The organism is Pseudomonas sp. PONIH3, assembly GCF_002934345.1.
GTDB lineage: Bacteria > Pseudomonadota > Gammaproteobacteria > Pseudomonadales > Pseudomonadaceae > Aquipseudomonas > Aquipseudomonas soli.
Map to the genome: position 1 here is coordinate 1,791,153 of NZ_CP026386.1, position 14,075 is coordinate 1,805,227.

The window sequence follows — 14,075 nt, forward strand, 5'->3', positions numbered from 1 at the left end:
GCTACAGCCCGATACAGCAGGTTTATCAATGACTTAAGCGAGTTCAACATATGCCGGTGCTTTCCGAAACCTGACCTGACTTCCGACCGCCTGACTCCTATCCGGCCCTTGGAATCCAGGTCTTTCCAAGGAGTCATCATGGCTAAGATCAAACTCACTAAGTCCGCTGTCGATGCGGCGCAACCCCAGGCAGAGGCCGTCGAACTCCGGGACACGCTGGTCCCCGGCTTCCTGTGCAAGATTACCCCGGCGGGTCGCAAGGTGTTCATGCTCCAGTACCGGACGAACGCTGGCGAGCGCCGCAAGCCCTCGCTAGGACTGTACGGGGAGCTGACCGTCGAACAGGCGCGGTCGCTGGCGCAGGAATGGCTGGCCCAAGTCCGCCGAGGCGGAGATCCCGCCGCAGAGAAGGCGGAGGCGCGCCAGGCACCTACGGTCAAGGAGCTATGCACGAAGTTCATGGAGGACTACTCCAAGAAGCGCAACAAGCTCAGCACCCAAGCCGGCTATCAGGCTGTCATCAATCGCAACATTATTCCGCTGCTGGGACGCAAGAAAGTTCAGGACGTGAAGCGTCCTGAAATCGCCGGACTGATGGAAAAGCTTTCGTACAAGCAGACCGAGGCGAACAAGGTATTCAGCGTCTTGCGCAAGATGTTCAACATGGCCGAGGTATGGGGCTATCGGCCCGACGGTACCAACCCTTGCCGTCACGTCCCGATGTTCCCTGCCGGCAAATCGACTCACCTCATCAGCGACGAAGAAATGGGCAACCTGTTCCGACAGCTCGACAAGATCGAGTCGGAGGGGCTGGAGAACTACGTCATCCCTTTGGGAATCCGCCTGCAGTTCGAGTTCGCCGGCCGCCGCTCGGAAATCATCGCGCTGGAATGGAACTGGGTTGACTTGCAGAACCGGCGCGTCGTCTGGCCTGACAGCAAGACAGGCGGCATGTCTAAGCCCATGAGCGAGGAAGCCTATCGGCTACTCTCGACGGCACCCCGGCAGGAGGGTAGCCGCTATGTGCTGCCTTCTCCTAGCCACGCTGGCAAGCATCTAACCACGGGCGAGTATTACGGTGGCTGGAGCCGTGCGCTCAAGGCGGCTGGCGCTACGCACGTGGGCACGCACGGCATCCGCCACCGTTCGGCGACCGACATTGCCAATTCGGGCATCCCGGTCAAGGTCGGCATGGCGCTAACGGCGCACAAGACCGTCGTCATGTTCATGCGCTACGTCCACACCGAGGATAAGCCGGTGCGAGAGGCGGCCGAACTGGTGGCGAATCGGCGTAAGACGATCACCGGGATGCAGGGAGCCAAGGAGGTGGCCGCATGACCCGGCGCAAGGCATCCGTCTCAGCGCCAGCAGCGCCGCCCGCGCTGCTGGGCGACATCCGGGCACTGATCGAAGCGTCGCGCCAGCGCGTCGCCTCGGCGGTCAATGCCGAGCTGACATTGCTGTTCTGGCGCATTGGCCAGCGCATCCATACGGAAGTGCTTGCCGGGCAGCGGGCCGGGTACGGCGACGAAATCCTGCCGACCCTGGCGGCGCAGCTTGTCCGCGACTACGGACGTAGCTTCGCGGACAAGAACCTGCGCCGGATGGTGCAGTTCGCCGCCACCTTCTCGGACGAGCCAATTGTCGTGACGCTGTCACGACAATTGAGCTGGTCGCATTTCGTGGCGCTGCTGCCGCTAAAAGACCCGCTCCAGCGGGACTACTACGTGCAAATGGCCAGCGCCGAACGCTGGAGCGTGCGGACGCTACGCGAGCGCATCGACTCGATGCTATACGAGCGCACGGCGCTGTCCAAGAAGCCGGACGAGACGATCACGCAAGAGCTGGCGGCGATGCGCGATGCGCAGCGCATGTCGCCGGCGCTGGTCATGCGCGACCCGTACATCCTCGACTTCCTGGGCCTGCGCGATACCTGGCAGGAAGGCGACCTGGAAGCCGCGATCATCCGCGAAATGGAGTCTTTTTTGCTGGAGTTGGGCGCGGGCTTCTCTTTCCTAGCCCGGCAGAAACGCATCCAGATCGACGACGAGGATTTCCACCTGGACCTGCTGTTCTATAACCGCAAGCTGCGGCGGCTGGTGGCGGTGGAGTTGAAGATCGGCGAGTTCAAGGCAGCATACAAGGGGCAGATGGAGCTTTATTTGCGTTGGCTCGACAAGCACGAACGCGAACCGGAGGAAGCCTCGCCGCTGGGCATCATTCTTTGTACCGGCAAGAAGTCAGAGCAGATCGAGTTGCTGGAGCTGGACAAGTCGGGCATCCACGTAGCCGAATACCTGACGACCCTGCCGCCGCGTGCGGTGCTGGGGGAGCGGTTGCAGCAGGCGACCGAACGGGCGCGGTTGCAGATCGAGCAGCGGCAGCCTGGCGAGAAGTCCTGACAGCAGCATCTGTCCAACCGTACACCCAAACCACAGCACGAGCATGTGGCAACGGATCTCTTGCTCTATCGAGGCTCCATGCTAGTGTGGAATCGCCATAGGCCGATAAGGAACTGGCCTGCGGCTCAAGGATGCGCTGGGGCTAGTGGGCGCGAGCGCCCAATCACATGATTATCGCGGGCAGCAGCGCCATGTTCTATGCCGATCGCTGTTTTAATTAAATATCTCAAACTATAAAGTCAGTTAATTTTTTCAAAATATTCACGAATCAAGTCATCATTTTTTAAATACGAATCGAGAACCTGAAACAGAAAAAGATCCCCGCTAATATTTATATCAAACGGGATCATTGAGTTATCTATTTTGAATGTCTTTATTTTTCTATGCCCCTTGATGTTGGCATTGCTCAATCTTTCTTGATAGCTATCCAACGTATATACGATAAATTCGTGATCCAAGTGAGTTATAAAAAAATCATCGCCTTTTGAACTGTATTCAAGATGGATGACTTGCGTTACGACGTCGTCGCCTGCCACCTCAAAGTCCTCCATCAATTCTTCAAAAGTCAAACTTAGCTTCTCTGCGTCATGGTGAATCCATAGATTGTTCTCATATTTATCGGTGGAGTAGAACTTTGACAATCTAGGAAGGGAAGATATTTTCAATCGCAACGGAGCGCCAAACTCCATCTCCTCCATTGCAGGGACATAATCGGAGACGTAATCAATCCTGAATGCTATTTCGGACAGCATTCCTTTTTCAATGAGTTCCTCGATAGAGGTAAGCAGCTTCCTCGGAACTTTTATCCAGAAGTGTCGCCCTATGCGTTCATCGCGTATTGTCTGACTATCCTTGTCGTTGAATATCTGAATATTCTCGTTCAGGCTGACAAGACTATATTTAGAGAACTGAGCATCTTCCTTTCTTATGTCAATTCCAATTTTCTCGTACTCACGTTCAACTACCTTGGAATATTTTAGCTCCAGCATCTCAGCCCTCCCCATGATTGATTGGTGCTTGGAATAAAAAATGCAGCCAATGCGATAATTTGCGTAATTTTCTTTTATGTACGAAACACCATCTTCGTCATGGATATGCTTGTAGGAATTGTTGAGAATTTCTAGCGATCCCGGATACTCGTTGAGATAATTATTTAAGTAGTCCATTAAATGCTGGATTGTCTTTATAGCCAATCGCTTGTCCACTAGATCAAGCTGTGGCCCATAAAACTTGGCTGCGTTTGGATGGTCGCGTTTGGCTTCAAATTCTTTCAGAATGGCCGCCTTTTCATTCATGCAGCCCTCCGTATAAGCACGCATTACGTCTGCCTGAAAGCTCTCATTTGCCAGAGAGGTTTGGATGAGGGGAAGCAATTTCTTGACAAAGATCGGGTCTTTATTAAGAAAGACGTAGCAAAATTTCCCAAAGCTGAATAACGCGATTTTTTCCGAAGAAAATTCATTGATTTCTTCAAAGATATTTTTCATATTTTTTACTCAACTCGCCGTAGTCCAAATAGTAAGCGACGGAACCTTGAGCGTCTCCACTTTGTGGATCGCGCTGCTCCACGTTCGCTATTCGCTCATCCCTGACGGGACTGGCATTCGCCAGCCCTCCACGGCCCGACACTGTGATCCGGGCCTGCGCGCTCCGCTTGCATGTTGAGCTGGCGACAGCAGGGCATGCAGAGCGAGCCGCGCGCAGATGATTCAGCCAAACGCTAAACAAAGCTGTAGGGCATCCCATAGAGAGCGCGGTTGCGCTACTCGTGATTTCTATGGAATTTGATCGTATCCAAAACTGCATGAGGCAAGCTTGCGAGTTACTTGATACTCTTCGCCAGAATACTGGCGAACTCGACCTCGTTCCGAAACAAGGTGCAGGTTCTTCCTTGCCCGCGAACCAATGACATACAGCAATTTCATCGCGCTTTCTTGACCGTTCGGATCATTGAAATGCGGCACCATATCTTCTAATAATGCATAAGCGATCACTGCATCGAACTCGGCTCCCTTGACGCCGTGTATCGTCGAGATGGTGATTCCAGTCCTATGCTGAAATACCTTCCTGAATGTCTCAATATCGCCTATAAATTCGCTACCTTCACTCTTCAATCGATTTACCCGGGCTTGCGAACTATCGAAGAAGGCAACGTGATGCTCTTGAAGCAGCGTGAAAAGGCGAAAGTCGATTGCTAAGTTTGCAAACAGACGCTCGAAAAATGCGCTCAAGTAGGTAAGACCATCTGTTTCATCGATCTTAATTGCATTGCACTCCCTCAACAAGGACCTCCGCGTGAGCTTCGACACGCTAGCCCCGGCCGCCTCTAGGTCATTCAGAATCTCCCCGGCCCACCGCAGTCTGCGCACATACATTCCCGGCGATGCCTGAGTAAGTGCAATCTTAGAAAGCCTGTACCAGAAATTCTCTGTGTCCCGTGCAAAGGGAACCATACCGGGGCCATCGAATGAGTACTCCGGCATGCTGGCGACCAAACGACGTGTCATGCTTGCAAGATGCGTCCACTGTGGCGCGAGAATGCACACCTCGTGAGGTGAGATGCCCATAGTCTCAATGTTGAAACGGATGAGCCGGATGAGCTCAGCGTCCAGATCATTTTTGCTCACTGTGTCGTCGAATGAAATAAGGCTTGGGTACGCCTTGTCCTCGGATGCGGCTTCGATGCGTGTGTTGTGAACGTTGTAGTTTCCGAAGTACTCAATGATGCGCTCAGAAGAACGGTAGTTCCGCGACAGTTCGAGTTCGTCCAAATCGATATTGGCCATCGCCTTGAAATCCTCGAAGGCAATCGGATATCCGCCAAGCGATTGATAAATCGCCTGGTTAGGATCTCCGACAATAAAGGCCTTGGTCGCACCTTGACCAGCTTTCAGAATGGCGGTGATGATCGAATACTGAATTCGTTTGGTGTCCTGATACTCGTCGATCAGCACGAAAGAGAACAACTGTGCCAGAAGAGTGCTGATCGCAGGATGACGTGCGATCAGTTGGTACGCATAGTAAAGAATGAGCTCAAAGTCTAGCTGCCGACTTTCGTGCAGAATCTCAAAATACTTGCCCAATATGACGTGAAGACCCGAATGCTTCCAATCTTGTGGGCAGGAGAGCACATATCCAGTTTCGGTGTAATAAAACTCACAATCCCAGAATGTTATTTTTGGCTTCTGGTAAGGCTTGCACAATGCCTCCAGGATTTTCTCGCGCTCATGCTGATCGATCACACGGAAGCCTCGATCCAACGCTTCGTGATAGATGCCGTACGGTTTCAATATCCATTCAAGACAGAACGAATGTATCGTTCCTATCCATAATCGGGATGTATCCACCCCAAGGCTCTCAATGCGCTCGTGGATTTCGTCGGCGGCACGGTGCGTATAAGTGATGGCAACGACAAACTGCTTGTTCGATTTCAGCCTGGACAACTCATAGGCGATTTTGTAGGTGAGCGTGCGCGTTTTCCCGCTGCCCGGGCAAGCGATGAGAAAGACGCTCCCTGGCTTCAGAATGGCTGCTTCCTGCTCGGGATTCAGATCATCTTTGTTCCACATGAACATGATCAGAACACCGCGAGTACATCGTTGATGCGATCATCTGGGAACGTGGCAAGCATCTCGTTTCGGATGCCGACGAAGTCGATGTCTCCATTTCGGAAGGCCAGCAGCTTGGCCCTAAAGTCGTCGAATACGGCAGACGCAGTGAAGATATCTTCTGCATCGATGTAGTTCACGCGGTAGCTCAGCACGTTAAACCAGACTTCCTTAGTGACCACCGGATGCGCAAAAGCGATGGCGTCCAAGATGTACTTCGGAATGGCGGTCTGCGGATCGATCTTCTTTCCCAGCAAGATGGCAAACCATCCCTTGCCGTAGTTGTCCGCCATGGTCAATGCGCGCTGACCGAACAACGCGATGTCCGCTGATTCGAGCTCCGCCTTGGCCGTCGCGATGGTTGGTGCATCCTTGTAGACATCAGGAAGGATGCCGACCACCTTACGCGCATTGCCGGCGGCAATGAAGTCGACCTCGAAGGTATGGGGGGCAAAGAATGGAGAAACCCACCCGTTATCTTTGAAGGTGTCTTCCAATAACGCTTTCCTGGCGACCCCTTTTTCCTGGGATGCCTGATACTTGCCCTTGCGCCGGAGCAGCCCTTCGGAGTCTCCCGCCGCCGGCGTTGTGTCAATGATGGACTTGTCAAGGTCGGTGACGATGCTGCACCGCTTCCGGATTCGGGCATCATCGAAAAGAACCGCGACGTTCTGAAATCCAGTGCTGCGGATATTAATTAAACTGATGCCGAGTTCATCAAGGCTGACGCCTAGCACGTTCTTGATCAGGATCGGAACGAGAATTTCTTCTGCATCGCCCTCCACTAAGAGGACGCTCTTGGCAAACAACAAGTTGCTACGGACAGCATCCAGGTAGCGTTGAATGTTGCCGATCTCTTCTGGGTTTAGGCCAATTGCAGGCTGGTATGCCTCGCAACGATCACCTTCTCTGCCGAGGATGTTCACGTTCTGAACATTGCTGACCTCAGAGATGTGCGTCGAATGGGTCGAATAAATGATCTGTGTGTCGTCGTATTTGAGCTTGTCGAACAGTGTTTTCTGGATATGTGTGTGAATGTGAGCTTCCGGCTCTTCGATAAGCAGAAAGTTGGCGATCGACTGTTTAGCCTTTTGATACTTGAATTCAAGCAGTTTCAACGTGAGGAATATCAGGTTTGCTCCACCAAGGCTCAGCTCGTGGATCGGTCCTTCGTGGCTCTCCCCCGATTCGCCAACGAACAGCTTGAGCGACTGGAACAACTTGTCAGCTTCGTCTGGCAGATCCGACTTGATAGAAAGAGAAGACGGCGAATACGCCTCACCCGCCGCATCCTTGATGGTGTCTCTGATATCCGTCCGGACGACCTGCACGTCTGGCAACGCTTCGATGGAGTCATTCAATGCCTTTACCCCGTCGGTGATAGCCTGGAACGCCACGGGGTCGATATCGCCGCTCTTGCCCTTCAGAAGCGAAAAGAGCGGATTTGTCCGGTTGTTGTGAAATTCGGAGACGACGTCCCGTAGCGCCTGGACGAAAGTGAACGAAATTTCTTTGGAGACGGACAGCACGTTCGGAATCTTCGCGCCGATAACACGAAATTCAACCTCTTCATTGAATCGAACATTCGCGAAGTCGCCGACCACATCCTTATAGAAGGCCTCGTCGTTGAAGTCGGCTTCACTCCGACCTGTGAAAATCGTTTCATAGTCGTCGATGGTGACCGGGTTCAGGATGGCGTCGAGGCCTGCCTGATCACCATCGTTCAATTGAGAAAGTCGCAGCCTGATTTCCTTCTTCGGACGAAAGATCAGGTTGTAAGTGGCCTTGCCGTTCGCCTCTTCCTCAATTACGCCCGTCCCATGTCGGAAGAGCGCCTGCACTGATTCATCCGCAGAGATTTCCTCAAACTCAAGACTGATGATGATCCAATGTCCCTGCCAGCGCCCTAGGCCGCGATGAAAGTCGGTATGCTCCAGCCGGTAGGCAGAGCGAATCATGTTGTCATCAAGCAGCAATCTGATTGCGCGAAAGAGATTGGTTTTGCCAGATCCATTTTCGCCGATGACAGTGTTGATACCCTTCTGGAACAGCAGCTTCGTGTTGGGAAAGTTCCGGTAGTTGACCAGGCTGAGCTTGGATATATGCATTTGATTCAATCTTGTTGTTGAAATCCACATGCCGATCGGCCGATGGATTGGTTGAACACTGCAGCCATTGATCCCAACTACGGAATGGCCAACTGTCAGTTGGTTTTAGAACGGCACCGTGTCTAAGGTAGGAATCGGTTGGAGCGCATTTTTAATCTCGGTTAGCCTTGCAAGTAGTTCATCGAAAGTCACGATCACGATCTCTGCGAACGCATTTCGAACGAGCTCGAATGACTTTCTTTGCTGATGCTCTTGTGGCGTCATGCCAGCGACAACTATGCAGCGAACCGCATAGCTGTGGAGGTCGTATCGGTTCATGTTATTTTTTATGACGGGTAGTTCACTCTGCAATTTGAAACGCTGATCTAGAATTTGAGCAATCGCTCCACCCAATTCTGTCGATGGGCCAAAAACATCATCTCCACGATAGGGAGATTTTCCTAGCAGTTCGGTTTGCGGCTTTTTTATCTCAATGAGGCCAAGATTGCCCGTGGAAGCGGATGCGTATAGAAAATCTGAAAATTTTCCGCCGGACCCGTTAAGTCGCTTGCCACCTGCATAAGCTTGCCCCTGAACCAGCATGGCTGGAACGGCAAATGCAAGACTAAGTATGAAAGGATTTTCCAGAAAGAAGCTTTGCCACTTGCTTTCCGTCAGTCCTTTTCCAAGCATTTCCTGGTATCGCTCAATCAGTTGATTCAGTGTGATGAGCTCAATATCATTCTTTAATGCCAGCAGCGAGCGCGGCTCAGATTCCGCCAGTGCTTCTATATTGTCTTGAACCATGCGAACAGCGGCGCGCCGATCACGCTTGGAAAGCGTCACATGCTGCCGCCCACCATCGGTCATTTCCGTTAGTGCATCAGGTCTTACGCTCTTCTTTAGAGCGGGAAATTGTGCTGAATCGGCAGCATGTAATAAGGTCTGGTAGACATGAAATTGCTTGTCCTTGCGCGCGTCTCTCTGGTGGCGAGAGGCTATGCGATTTAATTCTTTTCTTAATTCATGAAATCTTCTTATTCCGAGAATAAAGAATGGCGAATCAATTTTCGCGTCATTTCCTTTGTGGACAATGAGTATGCTTACGTTTTCTAAGCTGGCGGCTGTTTCGCAAATTTGCCGATATTCCCACAGAAGCCCCAAACCGAATCGAAAATCTTTGGCAAACCCATCCGGCAACTGCTCAAGAAGCCCAACGACATCGTCAGTAGTCTCTGGCAGTATGTAGGGCTCGATAACAGGCCGAGCGACGACGATGCGTTCAAGGGTGCCGTATTTAGGTTGCAGGTAATCGTCGCGATCTTCTCGAATATTAAGAGGCCAAATGGTCAATCTGTCTGGACACACATTGAGCAGTCTCGCTATTGGCGAATCCGGCTTGCGCTCCGCTGCGGGAATATCAGTGAAGAAAACGTTAATGCCTTCCTCTTCCGGTTCGGCTGCTTCAATGACAAGGAAGGGGCCGCCGTCCAAACGCTCACGTTGATTGAATGCTGAAGGTCTGATAGATGCCATGAACTATTCTTGATCCCTACTGTTCAGAGAAACGATTTGCGGGCCTTGCCTCAGCGCAACCTTATGGTGCCTTCCGATCAGAATCGGACGACACACGATTGATGTCAAAGGGGAGTGCCTTATCTGCCGCGATTCGGGTCAGCAGCATCCGAATCGCATCCGAAATTGATAACCCCATTTCAGCCAGAACAACAGTTGCGGCTTCTTTAATCTGCCCGTCAATCCGGGCACGAACGACGTCGTTACTTGCCATTGTTGCGCTCACAATAGATGTAGCTACATTGTGGCTCATAAGTACTATTGCGTCACTTACATTTTGTTGTGAACAGTAGAGCATCCCGGCGTGCCGCCGTCGGGCTCGCGGGCGTTGCCCCGCGCCTCGTGCCGAGTCGCGGCCATGCGGCTTTGATCCCTGATGCCTCCGGCCGTCTCTTCGCTCCTGGCCTGCGCGCGGCGCTTGCCCTCCAGGGGATCGGCTGGACAGCCCATCCCCGCCGCGCCTTGCTTGGCGCCCCTCGCATGCACCGAACAGGTTGCACCTGATCGACCAACAGCCATCCAGCTAGGCGTGCCGCTGGCACGCAGGGGCGCTCGCCGCGCGGCGTTGGTTTCAGCGCACCCCCTGGCCCATTGGCCGCTGTTCGTCTTTCCCCAAGTTCATCGCTTTTTCCCGCGACCGTAGCCCGCGGTGCCTGGCCGTCAAGGCGCGCAGGGCCGAGTCCTCGCTGCGCTGCGGGCCGCACCAACCCTGCGCTTCTCCCTTGACGGCCAGTCCCTCGCTGGCCCGGTTTTTCGCGGGCGATGAACTCAGGAAAGACGGCGGCAAACAGGACCGGCCCAGGTCTCTGCGCCGAACCAACCGAAGCCACAACGGGCTCCGAATCTTGGAATCCGGTCAGCTTTGAAACCACAGCAACTCATTGGAGAAAACCATGCAACTCGCATCTCGATTCGCTTCCCATTCCCCGACGCTGCGCAGTGACTACCCGCTGTCCGACGACCAAATCCGCCGCGTAGCCCCGTCCATCTTCGCGGAGGCCCCGCACGATAGCCGCTCCGAACGGTACGCCTACATTCCCACCGCCGCCGTGCTGGCGGAACTGCGCAAGGAAGGGTTTGAACCCTTCATGGCAGCGCAAACCCGCGTGCGGCACGACGACCGCCGCGACTACACCAAACACATGATTCGCCTGCGCCATGCCAGTCAGATCAACGGCGCGGAAGCCAATGAAATCGTGCTGCTGAACTCGCACGACGGCACCAGCAGCTATCAGATGCTGGCCGGAATGTTCCGGTTCGTTTGCAGCAATGGCCTTGTGTGCGGCGATACCGTGGCCGATGTGCGCGTGCCGCACAAGGGCGACGTGGCCGGTTCTGTCATCGAAGGCGCTTTCGAGGTGTTGAGCGGCTTCGAACGCGTGAAGGAATCCCGCGACCTGATGCGCGCTATCACGCTGGACGAAGGCGAAGCCGAAGTGTTCGCCCGTTCCGCGCTGGCCCTCAAGTACGACCCCACCGATAACAAGCCCGCGCCCATCACGGAAAGCCAAATCCTGATGCCGCGCCGGTTCGACGACCGCCGCCCGGACTTGTGGAGCGTGTTCAACCGCACCCAAGAAAACCTGACCAAAGGCGGATTGCATGGCCGCAGCGCCAACGGACGCCGCCAGCAGACCCGCCCCGTGCAGGGCATTGATTCCGATGTGCGCCTCAATCGCGCCCTCTGGATGTTGGCCGATGGCCTGCGCCAGTTGAAGGCCTGATTCCCCACGCGGCAGGGGCAGGCAGCAGCCCTTGCCGCTTTCTTCGCTGCTGCATCCCTGAACCGATAGGAGTTATCACCATGAACGCCATTACCCAAACCGAAGCCCGCGCCCTCAACACCGCCGCCGCTATCCCGCTGGAAGCCGCCGACCCGACCAAGAACCTGATTTTGGTTCCGCTGTCGCGGCTGGTGTCGCGTCCTGCTGGCCGCAACGTGCGCAAGACCCCGCGCATGTCCATTCCCGAACTCGCCGCGAGCATTCAGCGTGTCGGCCTGCTGCAAAACCTCATCGTCATTGCCGCCGCCGATGGCGAGCATTACGAAGTCGTGGCCGGTGGCCGCAGGCTGGCCGCGTTGAAGCTGCTGGCGAAGAAGCGCCGCATCAGCAAGGAATGGGAAGTGCCTTGCCTGTTGGTGGCCGATGGCACCGCCCGCACGGCCAGCCTCACCGAGAACGTGCAGCGCGAAGCCATGCACCCCGCCGACCAGTTCGAGGCATTCGCCGCGCTGGTGGCCGAAGGCCGACCCATCGAGGACATAGCCGCCGATTTCAGCGTCACGCCGCTGGTGGTGCAGCGCCGCTTGAAGCTGGCGAACGTCTCGCCCCGGCTGCTGGCCGACTACCGCGCCGAAGCCGTGACGCTCGATCAGTTGATGGCCCTTGCCATCACCGACGACCACGCCGCGCAGGAAACCGCGTTCTACGACGCGCCGACGTGGCAGCGCAACCCTTCCCAATTGCGCGACCGCCTCACCGAGCGCGAGATTGACGCATACCGGCATCCGCTGGTGCGTTTCGTGGGGCTGGATACCTACGGAGCCGCAGGCGGTGGTGTGCGCCGTGACCTGTTCGCGGAAGGTGACGCGGGCGTGTATCTGACCGATGCCGCGCTGCTGGAACGGCTGGCGCAAGACAAGCTGGCAGGTATCGCCGCCGAGGTGAAGGACGAAGGCTGGGCGTGGGTGGATGCCACCCCCGCCGTGACCCATGCCGACCTGCACGCCTTCCAGCGTGCGCCGAGGGAGCGCCGCGAACCGAACAAGCGCGAAGCGCAGCGCATCGAGAAGCTGCAAACCAAGATGCACGAACTGGCCGCCGCCGTGGATGACGCGCTTGATACCGAGGACGAGGAAAAGGCCGATGCCTTGCAGGAAGAAGGCGAAGCCGTGGGCGAGCAGTTGCAGGCGCTGGAAGATGGCTTGCAGGACTACGGCACGACCGTGAAGGCCGCAGCCGGTGCCATCGTCACCATCGACCGCAACGGGCAGGCAGTGATTCATCGCGGGTTGATGCGCGAGGCCGAGGCCAAGGCGCTGCGCACACTGGAACGCCTGCGCCAAGGTTTCGGCAGCGAAAGCGAAGCCGGGAACGACGACGAAGGCGAGGACGACGAGCAGCCCAAGACCGCCGCCATGTCCGACAAGCTGGCGCAGCGGTTGAGCGCCCACCGCACCGCCGCGCTGCAAATCGAAGTCGCCCGGCATCCGCAAGTGGCGCTGGCCGCGCTGGTGCATGGCATGGTGCAGACCGTCTTGCAGGGCAGCCACTACGGCCACGACTTGCCGCTGGGCGTGAGCCTGAAAGCGCAAGACCGGCTGGAAGGCATCGCCCCGGATATACCGGATTCGCCCGCCGCCGTGGCGCTGCGCGAGTTGCAGCAGGTAGCAGGCGAAGGCTTGCCGGAGGACAGCGCCGAACTGTTCGCCGTGCTGCTAGCGAAGTCGCAAGATGAACTGGTGCGGCTGCTGGCGATATCCGTGGCCGTCACGGTGGACGTGGTGACACCCCGCGCCACGCCGCAGCAACCGGGCGCGGAACTGGCGCAGGCTGTCGGCTTGGACATGGCCGCATGGTGGAAGCCCACCAATGAGGGTTATTTCCGGCATGTGCCGAAGGCCGCGATTCTGGAAGCCGTGGAGCAGTACGCCCCGGCGCACGTCACCCGGCTGGCGAAGTTGAAGAAGGCCGACATTGCCAGCGAAGCCGAGCGGCTGGCCGATGGCACCGGCTGGATGCCTGCCATCTTCAAGGCCGAAGGCACCGACGACACCACGGCGCAGGATGCGCCGCAGGCGGTGACGAACGACGAGCCGGAAGCCATCGACAACGACGACGAGCAGCAGGCCCACGCACTCGCCGCCTGACCTTCACCACCACCGAGCGCCCCGGTTTCGGCCGGGGCGCTTCGCTGTTCCATCAGCATCGGCCCCAGGCCGTTCCGCCCTGGTGCCGATGGTCAAAAATCCGGGCGCGGCGGTGGCCGCGCCCGGTTTCCAAGCCCAAAGCCAGAACGCCCCTTCGCCGCCTTCGGGCGGACGGCGAAGGGGCGGCGCACAAGTGACCTTGTGCGCGGGAAACCCTCGAAGCCCATAAGTGCGTCGGCGCACAGCGCCGACGACATTCCGAACGCGCCCCACCGCAATGGACGGGCGTGTGGGGCTACGCCCCGGCTTGCTGCCGCAGGTTGCACGAAAGCGTGCCGTCCTCGACGCTGGCGGTTCGTCGCCTGTACGTCACGAAGGACGGTTCACCGACACGCCGCCCGGCCTTGCAATGGAGCTTCCACGCCACGCCTCACGCAAAGGGCCGCAAGCAGCAGTAGGGACGCTTTCACCTTGTCGCTGGGCATTGTCCTTGCCCGTGTCAGGGCGCAGGCCGGTGAAGCCGTCGCGCGGG

9 protein-coding genes are annotated in these 14,075 nt (G+C 56.3%); 4 read left to right on the forward strand and 5 right to left on the reverse strand.

The annotated features are described in order from the left end of the window. Positions 1–138: 138 nt before the first annotated feature. A complete protein-coding gene (locus tag C3F42_RS08100; protein ID WP_004883034.1) occupies positions 139–1,338 on the forward strand; it encodes a site-specific integrase in 1,200 nt (399 codons plus the stop codon). Continuing rightward, positions 1,335–2,402, forward strand: a complete 1,068-nt coding sequence (locus tag C3F42_RS08105) for a YhcG family protein (RefSeq protein WP_004883035.1) — start codon at positions 1,335–1,337, stop codon at positions 2,400–2,402. Before C3F42_RS08100 ends, C3F42_RS08105 begins: the two co-directional genes overlap by 4 nt. Positions 2,403–2,641: 239 nt before the next feature. On the opposite strand, the gene C3F42_RS08110 is transcribed toward C3F42_RS08105, so the two are convergent. The 5 genes from C3F42_RS08110 to C3F42_RS08130 form a co-directional block, all read right to left on the reverse strand. Next, entirely contained in the window at positions 2,642–3,889 is a 1,248-nt protein-coding gene (locus C3F42_RS08110; protein WP_004883036.1) for a hypothetical protein, read from the reverse strand. A 288-nt stretch (positions 3,890–4,177) separates the two neighbouring features. Next, the gene (locus C3F42_RS08115; RefSeq protein ID WP_004883039.1) at positions 4,178–5,977 is read right to left on the reverse strand and encodes a UvrD-helicase domain-containing protein; all 1,800 of its coding nucleotides are present in this window, start codon (positions 5,975–5,977) and stop codon (positions 4,178–4,180) included. A 2-nt stretch (positions 5,978–5,979) separates the two neighbouring features. Continuing rightward, a complete protein-coding gene (locus tag C3F42_RS08120; RefSeq protein ID WP_004883041.1) occupies positions 5,980–8,118 on the reverse strand; it encodes an AAA family ATPase in 2,139 nt (712 codons plus the stop codon). 105 nt (positions 8,119–8,223) lie between these two features. Continuing rightward, positions 8,224–9,633, reverse strand: coding sequence for a Shedu immune nuclease family protein (locus C3F42_RS08125; protein WP_004883043.1), 1,410 nt, complete (start codon positions 9,631–9,633; stop codon positions 8,224–8,226). 61 nt (positions 9,634–9,694) lie between these two features. Next, positions 9,695–9,886, reverse strand: a complete 192-nt coding sequence (locus tag C3F42_RS08130; RefSeq protein WP_004883046.1) for a type II toxin-antitoxin system RelB/DinJ family antitoxin — start codon at positions 9,884–9,886, stop codon at positions 9,695–9,697. Between the two features lie 679 nt (positions 9,887–10,565). Between C3F42_RS08130 and C3F42_RS08140 the strand changes: the two genes are divergently transcribed. Together C3F42_RS08140 and C3F42_RS08145 are read left to right on the forward strand one after the other, a co-directional pair. Further along, a complete protein-coding gene (locus C3F42_RS08140) occupies positions 10,566–11,396 on the forward strand; it encodes a DUF932 domain-containing protein (protein ID WP_004883049.1) in 831 nt (276 codons plus the stop codon). An 80-nt stretch (positions 11,397–11,476) separates the two neighbouring features. Beyond that, on the forward strand, positions 11,477–13,543 hold the full coding sequence (locus tag C3F42_RS08145; protein WP_004883050.1) for a ParB/RepB/Spo0J family partition protein: 2,067 nt from the start codon (positions 11,477–11,479) through the stop codon (positions 13,541–13,543). The last annotated feature ends 532 nt before the right edge of the window (positions 13,544–14,075 follow it).